Raw genomic sequence first — 23310 nt, 5'->3', positions numbered from 1 at the left:
AAAATACAAGAAAAATCATTGAAAATGAATTATCTTTTGAATTCATTTTCAATGATTTCATCTGTAATGCCGCGCAACTGGCTCCGTTCGATAAATCGTTCTGCGAGCAGATCAGGCAAAATGGACGTTAAAAAGTATTGGACAGATGCAAGCCCCGAAAACCGCAAAATGGTCCGCAGCGATTCCTCGTAAATTTCCAGAAACAGCGGCTCCGGATTGCCTTTTTGGATTTCCCCGAAAGATTCATACAAAAGATCGACTTTGTCGGAAACGGATAATATTTTTCCTTCCAGCGTATCGTCCTTGCCTTCTTTGAACAAATCAAAATAAATTTCCCGGTATTCTTCCGGAAATACGCCGTTGATAAAGTTTTTCGTCATTTCTTCCTCGACCTGTTTGAACAACTTATGCAGCTCTTTTGAAGAATATTTGACCGGCGTTTTGATGTCGCCTGTAAACAGTTCCGGATAATCATGATTCAGCGCCTTTTGGTAGAGCGCGCGCCAGTCCACTTTATTGCCGGCTTTCTCTTCCACATGGCCGAAAAACTGGGCGATTTTTGCCACTTTAAAAGAATGGGCTGCCACCGAGTGTTCTTGGAATTTAAACTTGCCCGGGCAGCGGTAAATTTTTTCCAGGTCAGACAAACTTTTAAAATATTGATGAACCCCCATCCTACTTCCCTCCTTGCTGTCCGATTTTCTTTTCTCTATAGGATCGGGACTGGTTCTTTGATATTTCCACTATTCTAGAAAAAAATAAACCCAGCGTCAAGCAACTGGATTTAAAATCTACATGGTAAGGAAAAATGCCCCTATAATGACGAGCAGAATCCCGAACCATTTTCTCCTGTTCATTTTTTCCGACAAAAAAAGGGAAGAGAGGATCAAGGTCCAAATATATGTAATCGAGGTTAAAGGATACACAATCGTATACGGCATCATCTTCAGCAACTGAATATTCAGCAATGCTCCTAATACATAGAAAACACCGCCAATACCTAGATTCACAATGAAAAATCCGCTCAGCTTCAATCCTCTGGAAGTGCATTTTTTGAAAAAGAAGCCCCCCAATGACCCTAACAGCGTCATGCATAGAAGAAGTACAAGTTTAATCAGCATCCCCGCCCCCTATCAGCGTTGCCCCTGCAAAAATGATGCAAGTGCCGATGATTTTGAAAGGCGTCATATGTTCTCCCAAAAAAATGCTCCCCAGGAAAAGGGAAAAAATATACCCCATACTTAAAAGCGGGTGAAGGACAGAAAGATCCCCGAAACGAAACGCAACTATCATCAGCAATGCGCCGCAAAAATAGAGAAAGAAGCCGGTCACAAAGTATGCATCCAAAAAATGCCCGGACATTTTCCACAGCATCTGTCCGACAGAGGTGGAAAATGCCGCAAGCACAATCAGCAAAATGCCCGTTTTATTTTTACGGATCGATTGAAAAATAGAATTACCCATGGCTATCACGCTTTCTGCTTGTTAATGTGGCAAGGAAGAAAAACGGCACCGCCAGCAAAAAGTTCGGAAAAAAGTAGCGGATGTCCTGGGCCGGAATCGCCGCGAACATGGAACCGAGATTTAAAAACATCGGAACCGCCGCGATTACAAGCCGCCAGTTTCCTTTTAAAATGGTGGTAAACAAAAACAAAAGGATGAGATACAAATAGAACGCAGGCATCAAAAGCACACGGAGAATCCCATGCGAAAACCGCTGGTTGATTTGCGTAATCCACGACGAAAGCGTCTTATTCGCCAGATCCGATCCATAATCTTTATAGTAAAACCATTTATAATGGACATGATATTTTTGCACATTCTTTTGTGTCATAAAATAAACGGGACGGTACTTCTCAAAATCCTTGTTCCGGAAAATCGGGCGGCGCAAATCTTCGTCGGGAATATACAGTTTCCATGAAAGCTTTTCCTGATCGTAAAAAGCTTCCAAAGCAAGCTTAGGATTTTGCCGGCATAGCGCGAACCACGTACTGAAAAAGGCTTTTTTATGGGATTTAATATACGCACGGTCAAAGTGCGGCCTAAACTTTATCATATCAACATCTGTCGGATGATAGTATTTTTTCCAGTCCGGAATTGGCATCACCTGGTTGATCACGGCTCTTTGCGCAGGCGTTATATGCCCGTTTTCCTTCAAAATCCTTCCAATCTGCTGGTAAGGAATGGAGTAAGATTCCGTTTCATCAGCCGGAAACACTTTATAATGCTTGTAAACCGGGCCTGTCACAACCAGAAACGTGATGACCGCAAGCGCGAAAACGCCATACATATACAAATACCGTTTTCGCAGGGAAAAAAGAAAAATGACAATCGTTGCAAGCAGCACCGGCCAGCCGTTATGCCGGTAAAAAATGACACCGCAAACGGAAAAGTACAGAAACAGCAAATGGGGGAACGACCGCAGCCATTTGCCGTTCGAATCAATGATCTGGATCAGCATGACCGTAAACGCCAGCAGAAAGTAACTGAACAACGTATCTTTCCAAATCACGACAGAATAAAGCGGGATAAGCGGCAAAAAGCAGAAAAACGCATATCCCAGCCATAAAACCGGCTTTTTGACCCTTAATTTTTCAAATGCATAAAAGACATATCCGGTAATCAGCGCTGCCAGAACGAACTGGAAAATCACATAAGAGGCAGGCGTATCCCATATTTGGGCCGCCAGCTTGATCATCCATGTCATCACAACAGGGTGCCAGTCATTGTAAAAAGTGGAGTGCGCCTGCTGCCACTGATTGACAGAATCAGCCATTAAAATGCCCGGATAAAAAGCCCAGAAGTACAGAAGGGAAATCAATAAAGGCAGGATTGAAAAATAAAGAATATGCCTCCTGGGAACATCCCCTTCTGCCCGGCTCTCTGTTAAAGCATACAGTATTTTGATCGCCAGCAGCATGGCAAACAGTAAAAACAAAACAGTTGCAAGATAAATAAGGCAGTTTATCAAAAAGGGCTGGTGCGCCAGATGCTGCTGCGGCCCTTTTAAGGCAAATGTGACAATGACCGAGAGTACAAGAGAAAAAAGAAAAGAAGCCCATTTCAAAGGGCGCTTCATCCAGCCAATATTCCAAAAAATGGCACCGTATGCCAGAAAGCTACCGGCCAGCGCGAAAAAAACCGGATACCAGCCGGGCACGCTTTTAAAGGAATAAGAAAAAAGCAGAAAACCGAGCCCTGCTAGGATGCCAATCACGAAACTAAGTACCGCATGCATGGTCTTTTGATGTCCAAACATTACCTGCTCCATTCCTTTTCTCTTTTTAATTCTTCGTAAACGGTGTGAAGCTCCATTTCATATTGCTTACGGGAGTGGCTGACAACCGTATCCAGAATGAGCGCACTGGCAAAAGAAAGCATGGCCATCAGGACAAGGCCGACTGCCAGTATCGCTGACGGTACTTTTGTAATGTAATGGGTGTGAAAAAATTCCACAATAACCGGCACGCCCACTACGAGCCCGAGAATAAGCAAAATGACTGCCCAAAACGAAAAAAACAACATCGGTTTGTAATCTTTAAAAAGCGTAAAAATCGTTTTGATGACCTTCACGCCGTCAGAAAAAGTGTTGAGTTTTGACTCGCTCCCTTCCGGACGGTCGCGGTAATCAATGGGAATTTCTTTGATTTTAAATCCCTTATCGAGCGAATGGATGCTCATCTCTGTTTCAATTTCAAAACCTTTGCTTACCACAGGAAAAGAACGTACAAATAAGCGGTTAAATGCACGGTATCCCGTCATAATATCTTGGATATTGCTTTTGTAAAGTTTGTTGATTAAGTTTCTTACCAAATTGTTTCCCAGGTTATGAAAAGCTCGTTTATTTTCTTTTTCGTAAGTGCCGTTTGACAGCCTGTCCCCAATGGTCATATCGGCTTCGCCTGTTTTTAAAGGCTCTAACAATTGATGTACAAATTCAGCAGGATACGTATCATCCCCGTCTACCATTACATAATAATCTGCATCAATTTCAAAGAACATGGCTCTTACGACATTGCCTTTTCCCTGGCGCGGTTCTTTTTTTACAATGGCCCCGTTTTCCCGGGCAATTTCATATGTACGATCCGTTGAATTATTATCATAAACATATATGTCCGCATCAGGCAATTCTCTCTTAAAGTCCCGGATCACCTTTGCAATCGTCAGTTCTTCGTTATAACAAGGAACCAAGACGGCTGTTTTCATTGCTGCTCCTCCAAATCATTACTGATTTTATCATTCGCCATACAGTACTGAACTATTATAGCACGAAGAGAAATTGTAGTGAAAGAGTGTTTCAGGATTTTCCCGGATTTCCCGAGACATTTTTTCCCACTTTGCTGCCATGGTTCCTCCGCTCATCGGGCACGCGAAAAGAACACGTTTCATTAACGTGCTTTTTTGCGCATTTCAGGATCAAGAAAACAGAAATGCCCGCAGCACGGCTGCCCTCTCAGCTGAACTTGAATGAGAAATGTGGCTTTCCTTCACCTTTTAAGCGGCGGAAAGGATTAGCCGAACCGCCCTGAAATATAGTCTTCTGTCTGCTTCGATGCCGGATTCGTAAACATTTTGGTTGTTTCAGCGAATTCCACCACCCTGCCATTCAAAAAGAAAGCGGTATGTCCGGACACGCGCATCGCCTGCTGCATATTATGGGTGACGATGATGATGGTGTATTGCGCTTTCAACTTGAGGATCAATTCCTCAATTTTGGCTGCCGATACCGGATCAAGCGCCGATGCCGGTTCGTCCATTAAAATAATGCCCGGTTCAACAGCAAGCACCCTTGCGAGCACAAGCCTTTGCTGCTGCCCGCCGGAAAGCCCCGCGGCAGACGTATGAAGGCGGTCTTTCACCTCATCCCACAGCGCAGCCTGAATCAAACATTTTTCTACGATTTCATCAAGCACATGCCGGTTTTTAATGCCGTGGATGCGCGGTCCGTACGCGACATTATCGTAAATGGACATTGGAAACGGATTCGGGCGTTGGAAGACCATGCCGGCATTTTTTCTTAATTGGACAACATCCGTTTTCGGCGCATAAATATTTTCGCCTCCAATCGTAATATGGCCTTCCATTCGGAAACCGGGGATGTTGTCATTCATCCGGTTCAACGTGCGCAAAAACGTGGATTTTCCGCATCCAGACGGGCCGATCAGTGCTGTCACATGCTTTTCCGGAAATGCCAGATTAATATCATAAAGGGCCTGGAAGTTTTTATAAAACACATTTACATGCTCGGCACGGATAGCCGTTTGGTTGTCTGCCCGTTTTTCCAATACTGTTGCCATTTTGCATATCTCCTTTCCCACCAAGATTTAGCCAAAAAAGCCGGATAAGTAATCCCTTGTTTGTTGGTTTTCCGGTTTGGTAAACATTTTCGCCGTGTCCCCCGCTTCGATCAGCGCGCCCATGAAAAAGAAGGCGGTCTTGTCAGAAATGCGGGCGGCCTGCTGCAAATTGTGCGTGACAATGGCAACGGTATAATCTTTTTTCAGTTCGAGTATCAGTTCCTCAATTTTACCGGTTGAGACCGGATCGAGCGCCGATGCTGGTTCATCAAGAAGCAGGACATCCGGGTTCATGGCGAGCGCCCTTGCGATACAGAGCCGCTGCTGTTGGCCGCCTGACAGGGCAAGCGCGGACGTATGCAGGCGATCCTTCACTTCATCCCATAATGCAGCTTTTTTTAAGCTTTCTTCGACAATTTCTTCCAGCCATGCTTTTTTCTTCACGCCATGGTGCTTCGGGCCAAACGCGACATTTTCAAAAACCGATTTTGCGAACGGATTCGGGCGCTGGAACACCATGCCGATATGCTTTCGGATTTCAAAAACATCCGCGCACGAAAGGGTGATGTCGGCTCCTTTATAAAAAATCCCGCCGGACATCCTGCAGCCCGCAATTTCATCATTCATGCGGTTCAAGCTCCGCAAAAAGGTCGATTTTCCGCATCCGGACGGGCCGATTAATGCCGTCACCTGATGTTCGGGAAACGCGAGGCTAACATTTTGGATCGCCGCTTTTTCCCCGTAAAAAACACTTAAATTTTTTGTTTCGATGATAATGTGCTGTGCTTCCGGCATCTGCCCGGGAATTTCAACCGCGGGTAGCACCATTTTTTCATTCCGTACCAGCATCGATACTGCCATGGGGCATTCCTCCTTTTATTGTGAAATCAGTAAGGGTCCGTTTTTTTCTTGTTAAAGTGAAGCGCGCGCAAGAACGGGCTTGATACAAACGCCTGCCCTGTTTCCGGGCACCCTTATTTACCCGGTTGTGATCATTCCCGCTGAAAATAAAGTATAAAAAAGCTAGATATGGTGCCAAATAGACGCGGATCCCGTGCACCCTCATTCATCCGGTTGTGAAGCTGTTGCAAATGCACCGATTTAAAGCAGACATGGCGCGTTTCCAGATGGATACGGCGCCTTCATTGCGAAGTCATCCGGTTATGGAGCCATTTGCCGACAAACCTTGCTGAAAAATTAAAGATGAGCACAAACAGGATCAGCACTGCGGACGCGCCGCTTGATACGGACGCGGCATCCGGCATGAGGCCTTCCCCGTTGATTTTCCAAATGTGCACGGCCAATGTTTCAGCCGGGCGGAGCGGGTTCAGCGGAGAGTTCATGCTGAACGGGTTCCAGTTTGAAAAATCAAGATTTGGCGAGCTCATGCCTGCTGTATAAATAAGGGCTGCCGCTTCGCCGAAAACGCGCCCGGAGGCCAAAATAATCCCGGTGATGATCCCCGGCAACGCAGCCGGAAGCAGCACCGATTGAATCGTTTCCCATCTTGACACTCCAAGTGCAAGGCCTGCTTCCCTTTGCGCCGGCGAAATGGCACGAAGCGAATCTTCCACGACCCGGACCAGCAGCGGCAAATTGAAAAGCGCCAATGCAAACGCGCCGGACAAAATCGAAAATCCCCAGCCCATCGACAGGACAAAGAATAGAAAACCAAACAGCCCGACCACAATAGACGGCAGCGAAGACAACACTTCAATCGCCGTCCGGAGCAAATCCGTCAGCCGGTTTTTCCGTGCATATTCTGCCATATAAATGCCTGCGCCAAGTGCGATTGGCATGCTGATCGCCATTGTCAGCACGAGTAAATAAAAGGAATTGAACAACTGCGGCCCGATTCCCCCGCCTTCTTTAAATGTTTGGGGAGGGGATGAAATGAATGACCAACTGATATGCGGCAGCCCTTTTACAAGAATGTATCCGACGAGCCCCGCAAGAATGGCGACGATAAACACGGCAATGAAGTAAAAAACGGATGTTGCGATACGGTCTGCTATTTTTGCTTTCATGCTGCTTCCCTCCTGCGGCCGATAAAACGGACGATGATGATGAAGACGAGCGACATGAGGAGCAAAACGAGCGCCAGCGTCCAGAGCGCGTTATTTTCCACACTTCCCATCACGGTATTGCCCATGCCCATCGTTAAAATACTTGTTAAAGTGGATGCCGGCTCGAGCAATGAACGGGGCATCACCGTTGCGTTGCCAATTACCATCTGCACCGCGAGCGCTTCACCGAATGCCCGGGCCATCCCGAAAATAACAGCCGTTAACAGGCCCGGCCGCGCCGTCCGCAGCACTACTTTGTAAGTCGTTTGCCAGCGCGTCGCCCCAAGCGCAAGCGAGGCTTCCCGGAGCGAATCGGGTACAGCGCGGATGGCATCCACCGACAAACTCATCACAGTCGGCAAAATCATGACCGCAAGCACAATGGTTCCTGCCGCAATGCCAAATCCGCTTCCTGATACATGTTCACGAAGAAACGGGACGACGACGCTTAATCCAATAAATCCATAAACAACCGACGGAATGCCGACAAGCAATTCAATGACCGGCTGCAACATTTTTTGCCCCCGTTTAGCGGAAATTTCTGTCATAAATACAGCCCCGCCGATTGCAAGCGGCGCACAAATGATAGCGGCAAGAAATGTTACGGCAAAGGAACCGGTTATCATCGGCAAAGCGCCCGCAACTGGGGTCCCGGCAGCATCCTTTTTGCCCGGGTTCCAGTCTTTTCCTGTGAAAAATTCAATGACACTGGCGTGATGTTCAAAGAAAAGGGCAAGCCCTTTTGATGCGACAAAAATAAAAATCGATGCGGCAACAACCGCCATCAAAGCAATGCAAATCAGCGTCATCATTTTCCCGCGCCGTTCTATTTTGATTTTCGAACGCGGTTTTGCTTGATTTTTGACAACCTGTTCTGTCCATTTGAGTGCATTTTCACTCACGTTGTTCTATCCCCTTCCGGTTAGGTTTCTAAAAACGGGCAAGATTGCCGCTTTAGTTTCCGGATAAAATTTCTGCTCTGCAGGCCTTTCCGGGTGCAGTTTTCAAAAGCAGGCAAGACCGGCAACGTTGATTTTCGAACGCATTTCTGCTTTGCGGGCGGCCTGCGCTGCCTGCTCGACTGCTTGTTCGTTCACGTTGTTTTATTCTTTACGGTTGCAATTTTCAAAACAGGCAAGATTTCGGCAACTTTGGAAATCGTATCGTCCAGGCGATCATTCTGCTGCTTGCGCAGTTCGCAGCCCCACAAAGTTTTAAGTGTGTGCCGCTTTATTTTGTTGTCACGTTTCCGCCGGCATCCCGTTCAACTTGCATTTCAGAAATAGGCATATACCCAAGTTTTGGAACGAGGTTTTTTTGTACTTCATCAGAAAGCATGTAATCAATAAATTTTTTCGTTAAGCCCGTTGCCTTTCCTTTTGTATACATATGTTCGTAAGCCCAGATTTTCCATTTATTTGTTTTGACATTCTCTTCCGCCGGTTCAACACCGTCCACTTTTAAAGCTTTGACTTTATTGTTTATATAAGAGAATGCGAGATAGCTGATAGCCCCTGGTGTTTCGTTGACAATTTTTTGCACGGTACCCGAAGAGTCCTGTTCCTGCGCTTTCAATGCAGTAGCGCCGTCTAAAGCCTGTTTTTCAAAGACGGCCCGTGTGCCGGATCCTTCTGCACGGTTAATCACAACGATTTTCAGGTCTTTTCCGCCGACTTCTTTCCAGTTTTTAATTTTGCCGGTGAAGATGCCGATCAGCTGCTGTTTTGTCAGGTTATCAACGCCGATGTCCTGATTTGCAACTGGCGCAAACCCGACAACGGCAACTTTATGGTCTGTAATCTTGCTTGCATCAATGCCGTCTTTTTCCTCGGCAAAAACGTCAGCATTCCCGATTTGGACAGCGCCTTCCGCAACTTTGCTCAATCCGGTTCCGCTGCCGCCGCCCTGTACGTTAATGGTTGCGCCCGGATGATCATTCATATATTGTGCCGCGGCTTCCTGCACGAGCGGCTGGAGCGCGGTGGAACCGACTGCCGTGATGCTTTCCTGTTTTGTGCCGTTGCCGGATGTTGCCGTCCCTTTTGCATTCCCGCACCCGGCAGCAATCACCGCGAAAATCGTTAATAAGCCAAATAGCGCTGCAAACTTTTTCTTCATTTTTTTGCCCCCTGTTTTTTATTGGTTTGCTCCTTGCACCTTTAAAGATAATCGTGCGGTATTAAGCAGATATGAATGGAATGTTAAGAGTTTGTAAAGATGATAGAACCAGGTGTAAGATTTTAAAGAGTGATTGTCACATTTTAGGCAAAAACATTAAAAATAGAAGAAACCGGTTTGTTTATAATAGAGGTAACAGAGACTGAACGGAGGTATAAAATTGAAATCGGTCGTGATTATTGGCGGGGGCATTACGGGTCTTACCACATTGTACGAGCTTCATAAACAGATCCAAAAAACAGGTGCACAGGCAACCTTAGCCCTTGTGGAAGAAAATCCGGAAGCCGGCGGAAAGCTCCGTACCGTCCGGAAAGAGGGCTTTATTATGGAAACGGGGGCGGATTCAATCGTTGCCCGCAAAAAAGGGGTAGCCGGCTTTTTGAAAGAACTCGGGCTTGAAAACCGGATCCGCCACAATGCTACCGGCATCTCGTATCTTTACCGGGAAGACGGGTTAAAACCGATTCCGGCAGAGGCAGTGTTTGGCATTCCGGCAAGTTTGGATGCGCTTTTTGGCAGCGAACTTGTTTCAACAAAAGGGAAGCTGGCAGCGCTGAAAGATTTGTTTACGAAAAACCATTCTTTTACAAAAGACAGTTCGGCCGGGGAATTTTTGGAGGCTTTTTTCGGCAAAGAACTGGTGAAGAAACAAATTGCGCCGGTGCTGTCCGGCGTTTACTCCGGCAATTTGTATGAACTGACATTGGCGACAACGATGCCGTTTCTTGTCGATTATAAAAACCAGTATGGCAGCATCATGAAAGGTTTGTCCGAACATAAGCAAACTTTCTTGTCTCCTGAGAAGAAAAAATTTGTATCGTTTAAAAACGGTTTGGCCGAACTGGCTGGCCGGCTCGAGGAAAAGGCAGCGGGCGCTGACATCATAAAAGGGGTAAAAGCAGATGTGCTTGAACGGCACGAAAAAGGCTATACTGTTGTATTGTCGGACGGGCGCAGGCTTGAAGCAGATGTGGTGGTGCTTGCCGTACCACATGCTGCAGCGAAGAAACTGCTTGCGGACCCTGCGTTGGATGAGGAATGGGGGCAATTTAAGGCCGCTTCGGTGATCACCGTTTATCTTGGTTTTGACGTGCCGGATGCAGTCTTGCCGAAAGACGGGACGGGCTTTATTGTTTCCGGCGGAAGCGGGCTCGCTTGCAATGCCTGCACATGGACAAGCCGGAAATGGCCGCACACATCGAAAAACGGGCGCCTGCTGTTGCGCTTGTTTTATAAAGACGCGGATGCCGCACTGTTTAACCGGCTGAATGCTATGGATCAGGAGGGGCTGATTGAAACGGCACTGAAAGATGTCCGGCAGGCGCTCGGGATCAGTGCACAGCCGGTGGCAGCGGAAGTGACAAAATGGCTGGGCAAGATGCCGAAGTACGATTTGCACCACCGTCAGAGGGTAGAAGCGCTAACCAAAAAGCTGTCAGCAAGCGACCCGAACTTGGTGCTTGCCGGTTGCTCTTACTACGGCGTCGGTATCGCCGATTGCATCATGAATGGAAAAGAAACGGCGGGAAAGGTAATGGAAAAACTAAGGGAGCAGGGCAGTTTAAATGTGTAAATCATGTATTGCCGAATGGACAAAATTTGCAGTTCGCCCCCTTTTGTCCTTCATCCCGCTTATGAAGGACGTTTCAGCCTGCAGTTCGCCTCCTTTTGTCTTTCATCCCGCTTATGAAGGACATTTCGGCCTGCGGTTCCCCCCTTTTTGTCCTTCATCCCGGTTATGAAGGACATTTCAACCTGCAGTTCGCCTCCTTTTGTCTTTCATCCCGCTTATGAAGGACATTTCTGACTGCAGTTCGCCTCCTTTTGTTTTTCATCCCGGTTATGAAGGACATTTCGGCCTGCGGTTCGCCCCCTTTTTGTCCTTCATCCCGCTTATGAAGGACATTTCGGCCTGCGGTTCCCCCCTTTTTGTCCTTCATCCCGGTTATGAACACCTCCCATATCCGCAAAAAGCAACAGGCCGGGCGCTTTTAAACAGCGTCCGGCCTGGTTTGCGTCCGTGGCAGGGTGACTATAAAGGTGCTGCCTTTTCCTTCCTCGCTTTCCACTCGGATCTTGCCATGGTACGATTCAACAAGATGCTTAACGATTGCAAGGCCGAGCCCCGTACCGCCGGACTGCCTTGACCGGGCTTTATCGACCCGGTAAAACCGTTCAAAGATGCGCGGCAAATCCTTTTCAGAAATGCCAATGCCTGTATCGCTTACGATCAAGTCCAGTTCATTTTCCCTTTCGATCAGGCTGATTTCAATCCTGCCTTTATCCGGCGTATAGGCAATCGCGTTCGTTACCAGATTCAACAGGATTTGGCGGAGACGGTCTTTGTCTGCTTCCATCATGACGTGCCGCTTTTGTGGCAGGACAAGTTCCAGCTGTTTCTTTTCTATTCTCTTCCGCATCGTTTGGGCGGTCTCTGTAATCACATCGACCACATTGAGCTGTTCCATTTTCAACGGAATGCGGTGCTGCTCGATCCTGGACAAATCGAGAATGTCGGAAATGAGCCGGTGCAGCCGGTCGGACTCGTCATAGATGATCTTTAAAAATTCCCTGAGTGTCGCTTCATCATACATGGCACCGTCTAGTAACGTTTCCGCAAACCCTTTGACAGAGGTGACGGGCGTTTTCAATTCATGGGAGACATTTGCGACAAATTCGCTGCGGATTTGCTCAAGCCGCCTCGTTTCTGTTACATCATGCAGGACCGCGACAACGCCGCGCAGCTCTCCGCTCTCCCCGACATACGGCGCAATATGGGCATCGAGAATGCGCTCTTTCGGGTAATAAAGATGGACCTCGTCCCGAAACCGTTCACCCGTTTTTAATGAACGATCGATCAACTGGCTGAGTCCGAAACTTTTTCCCGCTTCGATATGGCGCTTTCCAATCAATTCGCCGGACGACAAACCCGTCATTTCCTCCATTGCCCGGTTCACAAGCATGATCCGCCCCGATGTCTGAATAAGCATAACCCCGCTGTCCATATTTTCCAATACGGCGGTCAGCTGCTGCTCGTTTTCATCAATCTCGTCCATTTGCTGCTTTAAGTTATGGGCAAGATTATTAATGGCTTTTGCCAGCTGCTGCAATTCCCCGCTTGCATTTACATGGACGCGGCTGTCATAATCTTTTTCAATCAAGCGATTGCTGACCTCAATGCTTGCTTCAATCGGGCGCGTGAATTTCCGCGCCAGCACATAGCTGATCCAGCCGGAAATGAGGAAAGCCACCGCCATTGCAAGCCCGAGGCTGAACCACAATCCTTTTAGCACAGCATCAATCCGGTTAAGCGCAATGGAAGTCCGTATGACTGCGATAACTTTCCCATTTTCTTTTACCGGATTTGCGACATACATCATATTGTACCCGAGCGTATGGCTTGAACGGATGGACTCGCCGCTTGCTTTATGCTGCGTTATCACCTGCCTGAATTCCGGCCGGTTTGCGTGATTTTCCATTTTTGCCGGATCATCGTCCGAATCTGCGAGCACTTTCCCGTTTGTATCGATTATGGTAATACGCGGTTCGTGGTTGGAATAATAATGCCGAACTTTTTTTTGCAGTATATCCGGCTTGTCTTTTAACGTTTGCGGGCGGATCGTTTTCATCAGCAGATCTGCATCCTGGGAAAGCTGCGTGCGCGCCATGTCCATATATGTATGTTGAATCATATCGGCAACGAAAAAGCCGATGGCCAGCAATACGGCAGCCAAAATCGATAAAAATGCAATAAAAATGCGGATCCATAATTTATTCATCGCAAAGCCCTTTCCCGCTACATCACTTCCATTTTATAGCCAAAACCCCTGACTGTTTTAATATATTGCGGCTGTTTCGTATCTTCTTCCATTTTTTCGCGGAGGTGGCTGATGTGCACGTCGACGATTCTTGTATCGCCCGCAAAATCGAAATTCCAAACGGCAGCCAGCAGCTGGTCGCGGCTTAGCACTTTCCCGGCGTGATTTGCCAAATACAATAGCAGTTCAAATTCTTTCGGGGTCAGCTCCAGTTTTTTCTCTTTAAAATAGGCTTCGAATTGTTCCGGTAAAATGCGCAGATCGCCCACTTTAATCGCATCAGCGGTTTCTTCTTCTGTTTTTGTTTCTGCCCGCCGCAGGATCGCTTTCACGCGGGCCACCACTTCCCGCGGGCTGAACGGTTTTGTAATATAGTCGTCTGCCCCGAGTTCAAGGCCGAGAATTTTATCCAGTTCATCGCTTTTGGCTGTCAGCATTAAAATGGGCGTATTGATTTTCCCAAGCCGCAGCTGCTTGCAAACGTCCATGCCGTCCATGCCCGGAAGCATCAGATCGAGAATAATGACATCAAGTTTTTCTCTCCTCGCTGTATCATATCCCTCGTTTCCGTCACTGGCAGTCAGCACTTCAAAACCGGCTTGCTCGAGATTGAATTTTAAAAGGGTCACAATGGATGGTTCATCATCCACAACCAAAATTTTTTTAGCCATCTGTTATAGCCCCGCTCCCCGACTTGTTTTTCTTCATTGTATCGTGCCTGCTTTTCCATTGTAAAGCCGGATTTCAAGCATTCCGCGCGCGACCGGAAAATATGTAAATGTTAAGCGTACATTTGGATGAGAAATACTGCCAGAACGGCAATAAGATTCGGCAATCCGAACAGGAAAAAAGCATCGTCAGGCTGAATCTTGATTGGTGATGTTCTTTTGTTTCAGAAAAATAGTTAGCCCGTGTCTCCATGCCGCCCACAAACGCCCCCATCGTGATGCCGGAGAAAACAATCCCAATTGCTGCCGCTATCCCGCAGATCCAATAGGTTTTTGAAAAATCCCTGGTAAACAGCCCTGCAATGATGCCAGCCGCAGCAATGATCATTCCGGTTATAACAGCATATGCCTTCAATTTTTGCCCCCTCCTTTTCTTTATTGTTATATTCAGCCTCCGTCATAAAATGTCCTGCTTTTATGACGTCTCTTGTTGCGTGTTTTTTAAATCTCCTTCCCACACGCAGAGAGTTTTGATTGAAAGATTCGTACCATTTTGTTATATTAAAAATGATCGTTAAAAGATAAAGCATGGACGCCCGGCTTCGAATATTGCGTATTGTCACCCTGCCGGCCTGGGGATGTCCGGCTGGCAAAATGGATGGATATAAACGCAACGCTAGACGGATAATGATTAACATATAGGAAAAAGGTGATCTGGAAAATGGCATTTGTAATTACCCAACCGTGCATCGGCGAAAAAGCGGCCGAATGCGTGGATGTATGCCCCGTGGATTGTATTGCCGAGGGGGAAGACCAGTACTTTATCGACCCGGATATTTGCATCGATTGCGGCGCTTGCCAGGCAGTTTGTCCGGTAGAAGCCATCTATCATGAAGAAGAACTGGAAGAAGAGGATATGGCCTTCCTGGAAAAAGCCCGCAAATTTTATTCAGAGTAAAAATAACCCCCGCACCATATGCGGGGGTTATTTTTAAAACCGGGCGTTGGCACGGCTTAATCAATCGCGTTCTGAACTTCCTTCACCATTTCGGATACGGAGACGAGCCCGCCGCCGGAAAGGTACCAGTAACCCGGGTCAAGATAAACGATATGTTTGTTCTTGTAAGCATTCGTTTTCTTGACGAGGTCGTTTTCGATGACGCTCTTTGCGTTTCCGCCCTGCCCGATGGCTGCATCGCGGTCAATGACAAACAAATAGTCGGGATTGGTTTTCATGATATATTCAAATGACACATTCTGCCCGTGAATGGATGCTTTAATGTTTTTGTCCGCAGCCGGTACACCAAATACGTCGTGGATGAGGCCAAACCGTGAACCCGGTCCGAACGCGCTCACTTTTCCGCCGGTCGTCAGGACAATCAACGCTTTGCCGTTCACTTTTTCCGCTTTTGCATGCAGGCTGTTGATCGAATCGTCAATATCGGCCAATTGCTTTTTCACGGCATTTTCTTTATTGAAAATTTTGCCGAGCGTTTTCATATTCTGTTTAAAGGAATCCATATACTTCGTTGTATCCAGCCCCATATAAACGGTCGGGGCAATTTTCTTAAATTCATTGTAGTTGTCCCGCTGCCTGCCGGAAATGATGATCAGGTCCGGATGGATTTCACTGATCTTGTCAAAATCCGGTTCCATGAGGCCGCCGACATTTTCATACTTGCTGCTTTTGTATTTTTTCAAATATGGCGGAAGATTGTCCTGCGGTACGCCCGTCACTTTAATGCCCAACTTATCCATTGAATCCAGCACGCCGAAGTCAAACACGACGACTTTCTTCGGATTTTCCGGAACTTTTGTGGTTCCGAGTTCATGCTTTACCGTTATTTTCTTTGATGAGGCACTGCTGCCCCCGGCGCTTTCTTTCGTTCCGCACCCGGCAGCAAATACCGCTAACAGCAAAATCATGACTCCAGCTAAATAGCGCTTTCTCATCGCGAATCCCCTTTTCATCCGTAATATAAGCAATATTTATTTTGGCAGTAATCCTGAATTTGGATATCCATATCGTAAATTTCCTTTAAAACAGACGGGCGAATGATGTCATCCGTTTTTCCCTGTTTTACAATTTTCCCGTCTTTCATCGCCACAATGTAATCCGAATAAAACGATGCAAAATTAATGTCGTGAATGACAATTAAAACGGTTTTCCCAAGCTCATCGGCAAGCTTGCGCAACACTTTCATAATCTGGACCGAATGTTTCATATCGAGATTATTTAACGGTTCATCAAGCAAAATATACTCGGTGTTCTGGGCCAGCACCATCGCGATGTAAGCGCGCTGCCGCTGCCCGCCGCTCAGTTCATCCAAGTACCGGTTCTCGTATTCTTCCAATTCCATATAACAAATCGCTTTATCAATTATTTTTTGGTCTGCATCCGTGAGCCGCCCCTCTGAATGCGGGAAACGCCCGAATGCGACAAGTTCCCTTACTGTCAGCCGGATGTTCATATGATTGGACTGCTTCAGGATGGATATTTTTTTCGCCAGCTTTTTACTGTTTGTACGGCTGACGGCCTCCCCGTCTATGTATACATCCCCTTCATCCGAAAATTCAAGCCGGCTGATGATCGAAAGCAGGGTGCTTTTCCCGGCACCATTTGGCCCGATAAAAGAAGTGATTTTTCCCTTTGGAATGTTAACAGACACATGGTCAATGACCTTCTTGCTCCCATAGCTTTTTAAGACATTCATCACATTTACCATGCGCGACTCTCCTTTAAAAGTAAGTAAATAAAATAGATGCCCCCGGCAAAATTGATGATGACGCTGAGCGGAACAGAGAACTGGAAGACTCTTTCCACAAGCAGCTGCCCTCCTGCGAGGAAGACAACGCTGATCAGCATCGCACCCGGTATAAGAATGATATGCCGGTATGTATCAAAAAATTGATAAGCGACGTTGACAACGAGCAGGCCGAGGAATGTGATCGGCCCGACCAACGCCGTCGAGACGGAGACAAGGACGACGACAATCAAAAGCAGATGCCGCACTACCCGGTTATAATCAACACCAAGGTTGACCGCCTGATCCCGCCCGAGCAGCATCACATCCATAAACTTGGCAAAACGCAAATAATACAACCCGCACAATACAACAAGCACAAAAGAAACCCACAGCAAATGGACATTCACATTGTTGAAGCTGGCAAACATTTTATCCTGCAGCACCTGAAACTCATTCGGATCGATCAGCATTTGCATAAAAGAAGTGAAACTGCCGAATAAAGTGCCAAAAATCATCCCGATCAAAAGCAGAAAATACATATTTTGCCTGCTCCGGCGAAGAATTAAGTGGAACAAAACGGCGGAAAACAGCACCATCGCCACGAGTGAAACCACAAAATTGACATGGCTCTGCATTATCGTTAGCGTTTTGGCCCCCATGGCGAAAACGACCGCCGTCTGGATCATGAGATAAAGGGAATCCAGCCCGAGCACGTTCGGCGTTAAAATGCGGTTATTCGTAATCGTCTGAAAAATAAGGCTCGAAAAGGCAATCGCACAGCCAGTCAGGATGATGACGGAAATTTTCCGGATTCTTGACGGGATAATATAGTTGAAATCCCAGTAAGATCCGATGCAAATATATGCTGCAATGAGGCCTGATGCGATTACGGCAAGCATAAGCAGTTTGGAACGGCTATGCATAAGCGTGCCTCCTCAGCAGCAAATATACAAAAATGCCGCTCCCGATGATGCCGGCTGTTAAACTGATCGGCACTTCATACGGATAAATGACAATGCGCCCCAAAATATCGCAAAACAGCAGGAACACCGCCCCAAGCAGCGCCGTCACCGTAATGCTTTTTTTCATATGGTCGCCACGGTAAATGGACACAATGTTTGGAATAATTAAGCCCAGAAACGGGATGGTGCCGACTGTCAGTACCGTTGCCGAAGTAATCAGCGCGACAAGGACAAGGCCGAGGTTGACCACCTGCTTGTAATTCAGGCCAAGATTTTTGGCAAAATCTTCCCCCATGCCGGCGACCGTAAACCGGTTGGCAAACACATACGCGACCAAAACGGCCGGAACTGCTAAATAAAGCATCTCGTACTTCCCTTTCAGCACGCCTGAAAAATCGCCTTGCAGCCATGAGGACAGGCTCTGGATTAAATCGAATTTATACGCAAAGAAAGTCGATACAGAGCTTACGATATTGCCAAACATCAGCCCGACAAGCGGGATGAAAATTGTATCGTTCCATTTAATCCGGCCCAGTATTTTCATGAACAGCAAGGTGCCAGCCAGCGCAAAGCAAAAAGCAACCGCAATTTTGATCAGCGGGCTTGCCGCAGAAAACAGGATGATCGCAACCAAAATGCCGAGCCGGGCACAGTCCATCGTGCCGGCTGTCGTCGGGGAGACAAATTTATTTCTCGTCAGCTGCTGCATCACAAGGCCGCAGATGCTCATGCCCACGCCCGCAATGATGATGCTGATCAGGCGCGGCAGGCGGCTTGCCAGCAAAATTTCTGTCTGCTCCCTGCTTAAATGGAGCATATCCGCCGGCCTGATATTTTCCGCGCCGATAAAAATCGAAATGATGGACAGCACGGCAAGCAGGGGCACTAAATATCTTTTTTTCATTCCATTCGTACTCCCCCGTTCCTTTTGTCAGCTCGTTGCAATTGATTTTCATTATCAATTATAATTATATTGATAGTGAGAATCATTGTCAATTAAGTTTTCAATATTTTTAACGTGTTTTCCATAGAAAACAGGTTTTGAATTTTGACAGATAGAATTGCAAGGATCATAGTCAACGAAAAACGCAACCGGCCTTTTGAAATCGCCTCCGTACGAGATGGTCAGTGACAAACGCAATTGTGGTTACGATGTGTCGATGAAAAAAGCGGCGGGACCTCCTTTTGGAAGTTTCCGCCGCTTTCTATTTTCCGGTCATCCCGCCTGGTCCGGATCCCAGTTGATGTTATTTTCTACGGTCAATATGCCAAGTTCATGATGTTCGCCTTCATAAAGCGCGCCCTGGGCAAAGCGCATCTCCCCGTTCGTATCGATGACTTCAAGTTTGCAATAAGCCGGGCTTTTTTGCAGGGCACGGTAAAATTCATCCATATTGCGAACGGGCTCACCGTTGCATTTGGAAATCACTTCACCGATGGAAAGCCCCATTTTTTCCGCTTTTGATCCCGGTATGATCCCTAAAATGATCATGCCGTTGTTCTGCTGTGTAAAATAATACGGCGCGTTGTTTTCACGCATCCGGTGGTGAATGGAGATCCATGCTCTCGCGACAATGGCAAAAACGGCTGCTACTGCAGGAAAATAAGGAAAATAGAGCCCTGCTGCTCCGATTGCGGTCGTCATGATGCCCGCCCAAATAACCCAGGTTCCGATCCGCTTCAATGCAGACTGCGGTAAAGTGCTCTGGATTTGGTGCTGGAAACCGATTAAAAACGGGACAAGCACCAGTGAAAACGTATGCCCACCCCAGTTCACAACAGGCCACCATGAAGCGTTGACCGAAAGCGGGCCTGCGGGCAGAAAACAAACGACCGGCACAAGCCAGAGTTTTTTGGCCACAAATGCGCCGACATTCAAACCGCGCCGGCTTTTCCGCAGTTTCGGGGAAACATGCTTCGTGCCGTTTGTCCTCAACAGCACGCCTTCCGCTAACAAAAGAAGGCCTGCCAACACGGAAAGCCCTGCAACCATCGCATCGGTTGTGCCGCCCATCCAATCCGGCAGCTGAACCGGCATCCTTGTGAAAGCAAAAAACAGGAGCACCGGAATGCCTATGGTAAATGCCGGTGAAAGAAGCCGGAACTGCCCCACGAGCGAAAATACAATCGTCGCAGCCGCCACCACAGCAAGAACGGGCCATGACACTTGAAACCCTGCCGCCACTGAGAGAGCGGAAAGGATCAGCCCGCATATCAGCCCGGCAGGAAATAAAGACCGCAGTTCAAGCGATCTTTTATAAACCCTGATATGAAAATCGTTTCTTTCCCGCTTGACTCTTGCCGCGCCTGAAACGAGCGCGAGCAACAGCGCATAATAGAATACCGGATGGAGAAAAAATCTTCCGATGCCCTTCAACACTTCAGTGAACCAAATCTGTTCCAACCGAAACACCATCCCCTGCACGTACCTATTTGTAGTATTATTTTAGCAGATTTTGGCGAAAAACTCTCCGAAATTCCGGGTTTTTTTCCAGGCTCACAGATTTTCTGTCCAAACCGGCATCACCGCTTATGCAACTGCTCCGGGAATATCCTCATGCCGGCACCGCGCCATGCAAAAAGCTGAAGCAAACCAGAAATTGGCAAAAACATGAGGAGCGAGAGCAGGAAGAAGCAAATTTGCTGAATGTTGGCTTGCAGCCCGGCCCGCTGAAGCGGCGTTATTTGCTGACAACCTTTAACGCCACTTGCAGCTGCAAATCATTTTTTTCCGCGCGCGCCATTTTGTACAGCGATTTTTCCAATTCGTCGGCCGTTTTTTGATTGATGCTGCCGGTTGCCGGAAGGCCTTTATCAAACTGGAACGCCTTAACGGCATTTTCCGTCTGGATATCGAAATAACCGTCTTCCCTGCCCGGCGAAAAGCCAAGGCTCTTTAGCATTTGCTGGGCGGTTTTGATTTGGGCGTTGTTCATATCCTTTTTCAACATGCGGCTGATTTGCAAAGCCTGGGCGTCGAAATAATCCGGCTGTTTCACTTCAATCGTCGGGGCAATGCCTTTATGATGGATCCAGTGGCCGTCGGGCGTAAGCCATTTAAACATGGTCAGTTTGATGATGCTCTCATCTTCCATCGGCACCGCTTCCTGCACCGTCCCTTTGCCAAATGTCCTGGCGCCGATTAATGGATAATTTTCCGTTTCATGAAGCGCTGCCGCCATAATTTCAGAAGCGCTTGCGCTACCTTTATCGACGAGGACCGCAACCGGATAAGCCTTTTTTTTCTTCAGTTTGGACACATACTGGACACGGTGCCCGCTCCGTTCCTCAATTTGCAAATACGGCTTGTTCCTTGTGACAAACTGCTTGAGAATCGCTTCAACACTGGAAAGAAGGCCGCCCGGATTTCCCCGTACATCAATGACAAGCCCTTCCATGCCGCGGTTTTCAAGTTTTTCGAGCTGCTGCGCAAAATCTGTTGCCGTATCTGTTGAAAACTGGGTAATGCCAATATAACCGATTTTTTTCCCGTTTGCCTTTTTCATTTTCGAGTAGACCGTGTCAAGCGGAATTTCATCACGTTTGACCGTCACTGTCATCTGTTTGCCGGAACCGGCCCTTGAAATGCCCAGCTTTACATTGGAGCCTTTTTTCCCTCTAATTCGTGTTGTCACTTCATATAAGTCCATGCCTGCCGTACTTTTTCCGTTGATTGTTGTAATTACATCTTCCGGGCGCAGTCCCGCTTTTTCGGCCGGGGAGTTTCTATAAGGAGAAACAATCAGTATTTTTCCGTTTTTTTTGGTGATTTCAGCGCCGATGCCTTGAAAAGAGGAATCCAGCGTGTCGTTGAATTGCGCAGCTGTCTCTTTGTCCATATAGACGGAATACGGATCGTCCAATGTACTGACCATGCCTTTGATTGCGCCTTCCACGAGTGTTTTTTCGTCAACTTTCCGGACATAGGAACTTTTAATTAATTGGTATGCCTGGGCAATTTTTGTGAGATCCGGCATATTGCTTGTCCCGCCGGTTGTTTCCTGGCGGGCGGGGGCTGCCTTGTCCTTTTGTGAAAACCATTGGCCCGCCGTATAGCCGCCGCCTGCACCGGCAAGCAGCGATCCCGAAATCGCAAGCGCCAGCCATTTTCGTTTCATGGTGATGCCCTCCTTGTACAAGAAGCGCCGCCAAAAAGCGGGGCTCTTCCTCTCGATAATTCAATATATGTACAAGCCGGGGGGCATATGCCGGGCAGCGGAAAAAGCCGGTGAAAGTCCCGCAGAAGGTGCAAAACAGGCTGCCGTGAAGCGAAAAAATGGGTGTTGCAAACGGGCTCCGGTTTCTTTAAGGGATACGCCATCCGGCCATGGCCATGCTGTCCACGAAACGGCACGAACGGCGGATGAGGCCATAAACAATTAGTTTCAAACGGGGTAAACCGTCACTTTCTCGCCAATTGGATTCAAAACAGGTAAAAAAAAGAAGCCTCTCCCGCCAAGCCGAGCAAGCGAAAACGGAAGAAGCCGAAAAGAGGTTGAGGGGTTCTCCCCTCGCTGAAATGCTATCTTAGAATCACAAAGGAACTTAAATCCGCCCGGATAACCGGTTCACGAAACGGCATCCAATTGCGGAACAGGCCGGTAACCTGCTGCAAAGTCTTCAATCATGGCGCTGGCTGTCGGAAATTTTCCGGCACCCGGGCCGGTAAGGGTAATTTTTCCAACCAGGCTGCCGTAAATTGTGACGGCGTTGTTGACGCCTTCCACCGCATAAAGGGCATGTTCGGAAGGAATAAGGACAGGCTTAACGGATGCTTTCAGCGTGCCGCCGTCACGGTATATGTCCGCAATATGCTTATAACGGAGCCCCTTCCGATCCGCTTTTTCAATATCCGCAAGCGAGAGCCCGCCTATACCTTCAACTTCTACTTTCTCCCAGTCCGGCTGGGTTCCGAATACGAGCCGGCTTAAGATCATCAGCTTGCAAAAAGCGTCCTGCCCTTCCACATCATTGCCCGGGTCAGCTTCTGCATAGCCGTGCTGCCTGGCGATTTCCAACGCTTCTTCAAACGGAAGATGTTTTTCGCGCATTTCCGATAAAATAAAATTGGATGTGCCGTTTAAAATCGCCTGCACACGCTGGATGTCATTGACCTGAAGCTGCTGGGAAATCGTCCGAATCACAGGGATGCCGCCTGCGGTTGTCGCTTCATAACCGACAAACACGCCTTTTTCTTTCGCTTTTTCAAGCAGCACATTCCCATATCTTGCAAACATGACTTTATTGGCAGTAATGACGTGGCAGCCTTTTTCAATCGCTTGTAAACAGTAAGAAAAGCCTGGTTCTTCCCCGACAATCGCTTCAAACACGACTTCAAGGCCGGGAATGGCAAGAATTTCCCGGAAGTCCGTCGTGACGAGCACAGAACTGTCAATGTTCCGCTTTTTACGGGGGTTTTTGATCAGAACCGCTGCAATCTCTACCTCGGCATGCAGCTTTTCTTTCAGCTGCTCCCGGTGGGTCCGGACGGCTTCATACACGCCCTGGCCGACCGTCCCAAAGCCGAGCAGCGCTGCTTTAATCACCCTCATTTATCCAAAAACCTCCCTGCAA

The 23310-nt window shown here is 47.6% G+C and carries 22 protein-coding genes; 2 read left to right on the top strand and 20 right to left on the bottom strand.

What is annotated here, in order from left to right; all coding sequences use genetic code 11:
• Positions 1-29 precede the first annotated feature (29 nt).
• The 10 genes from NSU00_RS03975 to NSU00_RS03930 form a co-directional block, all read right to left on the bottom strand.
• A complete protein-coding gene (locus NSU00_RS03975; RefSeq protein ID WP_237349038.1) occupies positions 30-674 on the bottom strand; it encodes an HD domain-containing protein in 645 nt (214 codons plus the stop codon).
• Positions 675-791: 117 nt separating this feature from the next.
• Positions 792-1121 carry an EamA family transporter gene (locus NSU00_RS03970; protein WP_118499038.1) on the bottom strand — a complete coding sequence of 110 codons (330 nt, stop codon included), beginning with the start codon at positions 1119-1121 and terminating at the stop codon, positions 792-794.
• The gene (locus NSU00_RS03965) at positions 1111-1464 is read right to left on the bottom strand and encodes an EamA family transporter (protein ID WP_133535962.1); all 354 of its coding nucleotides are present in this window, start codon (positions 1462-1464) and stop codon (positions 1111-1113) included. Before NSU00_RS03965 ends, NSU00_RS03970 begins: the two co-directional genes overlap by 11 nt.
• Positions 1457-3271 carry a DUF6020 family protein gene (locus NSU00_RS03960; RefSeq protein WP_340702399.1) on the bottom strand — a complete coding sequence of 605 codons (1815 nt, stop codon included), beginning with the start codon at positions 3269-3271 and terminating at the stop codon, positions 1457-1459. The genes NSU00_RS03965 and NSU00_RS03960 overlap by 8 nt, the downstream gene beginning before the upstream one ends.
• Positions 3259-4206 carry a glycosyltransferase family 2 protein gene (locus tag NSU00_RS03955; RefSeq protein ID WP_340702398.1) on the bottom strand — a complete coding sequence of 316 codons (948 nt, stop codon included), beginning with the start codon at positions 4204-4206 and terminating at the stop codon, positions 3259-3261. Before NSU00_RS03955 ends, NSU00_RS03960 begins: the two co-directional genes overlap by 13 nt.
• Before the next feature lie 305 nt (positions 4207-4511).
• Positions 4512-5297 carry a phosphate ABC transporter ATP-binding protein PstB gene (pstB, locus tag NSU00_RS03950; protein ID WP_340702397.1) on the bottom strand — a complete coding sequence of 262 codons (786 nt, stop codon included), beginning with the start codon at positions 5295-5297 and terminating at the stop codon, positions 4512-4514.
• A 27-nt stretch (positions 5298-5324) separates the two neighbouring features.
• Complete coding sequence (pstB, locus tag NSU00_RS03945; protein WP_445684485.1) at positions 5325-6158, bottom strand: phosphate ABC transporter ATP-binding protein PstB; 834 nt, start codon at positions 6156-6158, stop codon at positions 5325-5327.
• Positions 6159-6439: 281 nt separating this feature from the next.
• Positions 6440-7324 carry a phosphate ABC transporter permease PstA gene (pstA, locus tag NSU00_RS03940; RefSeq protein WP_285957885.1) on the bottom strand — a complete coding sequence of 295 codons (885 nt, stop codon included), beginning with the start codon at positions 7322-7324 and terminating at the stop codon, positions 6440-6442.
• Entirely contained in the window at positions 7321-8175 is an 855-nt protein-coding gene (gene pstC, locus NSU00_RS03935; RefSeq protein ID WP_237342276.1) for a phosphate ABC transporter permease subunit PstC, read from the bottom strand. Before pstC ends, pstA begins: the two co-directional genes overlap by 4 nt.
• A 418-nt stretch (positions 8176-8593) precedes the next feature.
• Positions 8594-9481, bottom strand: a complete 888-nt coding sequence (locus NSU00_RS03930) for a phosphate ABC transporter substrate-binding protein PstS family protein (RefSeq protein WP_340703458.1) — start codon at positions 9479-9481, stop codon at positions 8594-8596.
• Between the two features lie 220 nt (positions 9482-9701).
• On the opposite strand from NSU00_RS03930, the gene hemG reads away from it, so the two are divergent.
• The gene (hemG, locus tag NSU00_RS03925) at positions 9702-11114 is read left to right on the top strand and encodes a protoporphyrinogen oxidase (RefSeq protein WP_340703457.1); all 1413 of its coding nucleotides are present in this window, start codon (positions 9702-9704) and stop codon (positions 11112-11114) included.
• Between the two features lie 418 nt (positions 11115-11532).
• On the opposite strand, the gene pnpS is transcribed toward hemG, so the two are convergent.
• The 3 genes from pnpS to NSU00_RS03910 all read right to left on the bottom strand — a co-directional run bounded on the left by pnpS (position 11533) and on the right by NSU00_RS03910 (position 14442).
• Positions 11533-13320: a two-component system histidine kinase PnpS gene (pnpS, locus tag NSU00_RS03920; RefSeq protein ID WP_340703456.1), complete on the bottom strand. Its 1788-nt coding sequence runs from the start codon at positions 13318-13320 to the stop codon at positions 11533-11535.
• 17 nt (positions 13321-13337) lie between these two features.
• Entirely contained in the window at positions 13338-14030 is a 693-nt protein-coding gene (locus NSU00_RS03915; protein ID WP_019721718.1) for a response regulator transcription factor, read from the bottom strand.
• 73 nt (positions 14031-14103) lie between these two features.
• The gene (locus tag NSU00_RS03910) at positions 14104-14442 is read right to left on the bottom strand and encodes a DUF5316 domain-containing protein (RefSeq protein WP_328192586.1); all 339 of its coding nucleotides are present in this window, start codon (positions 14440-14442) and stop codon (positions 14104-14106) included.
• A 306-nt stretch (positions 14443-14748) separates the two neighbouring features.
• Here NSU00_RS03910 and NSU00_RS03905 point away from each other — a divergent pair, with 306 nt between their 5' ends.
• Positions 14749-14985 carry an indolepyruvate ferredoxin oxidoreductase subunit alpha gene (locus NSU00_RS03905; RefSeq protein ID WP_026104642.1) on the top strand — a complete coding sequence of 79 codons (237 nt, stop codon included), beginning with the start codon at positions 14749-14751 and terminating at the stop codon, positions 14983-14985.
• A gap of 56 nt (positions 14986-15041) precedes the next feature.
• Here NSU00_RS03905 and NSU00_RS03900 read toward each other — a convergent pair whose 3' ends face one another.
• From NSU00_RS03900 to NSU00_RS03870, 7 genes are all read right to left on the bottom strand, one after another.
• The gene (locus tag NSU00_RS03900) at positions 15042-15980 is read right to left on the bottom strand and encodes a siderophore ABC transporter substrate-binding protein (RefSeq protein WP_340703455.1); all 939 of its coding nucleotides are present in this window, start codon (positions 15978-15980) and stop codon (positions 15042-15044) included.
• A 14-nt stretch (positions 15981-15994) separates the two neighbouring features.
• Positions 15995-16753 (bottom strand): iron ABC transporter ATP-binding protein, encoded by a 759-nt coding sequence (locus NSU00_RS03895; protein WP_340703454.1) that lies wholly within the window; start codon positions 16751-16753, stop codon positions 15995-15997.
• The gene (locus NSU00_RS03890) at positions 16747-17697 is read right to left on the bottom strand and encodes an iron chelate uptake ABC transporter family permease subunit (RefSeq protein WP_340703453.1); all 951 of its coding nucleotides are present in this window, start codon (positions 17695-17697) and stop codon (positions 16747-16749) included. The genes NSU00_RS03895 and NSU00_RS03890 overlap by 7 nt, the downstream gene beginning before the upstream one ends.
• Positions 17690-18640, bottom strand: coding sequence for an ABC transporter permease (locus tag NSU00_RS03885; protein ID WP_207368310.1), 951 nt, complete (start codon positions 18638-18640; stop codon positions 17690-17692). The genes NSU00_RS03890 and NSU00_RS03885 overlap by 8 nt, the downstream gene beginning before the upstream one ends.
• 312 nt (positions 18641-18952) lie before the next feature.
• Positions 18953-20140 (bottom strand): PDZ domain-containing protein, encoded by a 1188-nt coding sequence (locus tag NSU00_RS03880; RefSeq protein ID WP_340703452.1) that lies wholly within the window; start codon positions 20138-20140, stop codon positions 18953-18955.
• Between the two features lie 277 nt (positions 20141-20417).
• The gene (locus NSU00_RS03875; RefSeq protein WP_017553914.1) at positions 20418-21854 is read right to left on the bottom strand and encodes a S41 family peptidase; all 1437 of its coding nucleotides are present in this window, start codon (positions 21852-21854) and stop codon (positions 20418-20420) included.
• A gap of 450 nt (positions 21855-22304) precedes the next feature.
• Positions 22305-23288 carry a homoserine dehydrogenase gene (locus NSU00_RS03870; protein ID WP_013858638.1) on the bottom strand — a complete coding sequence of 328 codons (984 nt, stop codon included), beginning with the start codon at positions 23286-23288 and terminating at the stop codon, positions 22305-22307.
• Positions 23289-23310 lie beyond the last annotated feature (22 nt).

The organism is Weizmannia sp. FSL W8-0401, assembly GCF_038009125.1.
Classification (GTDB): domain Bacteria; phylum Bacillota; class Bacilli; order Bacillales; family Bacillaceae_C; genus Weizmannia; species Weizmannia coagulans.
Note: the sequence above shows the minus strand (reverse complement) of the source record. Positions and strands in the feature narration are given on the sequence as shown.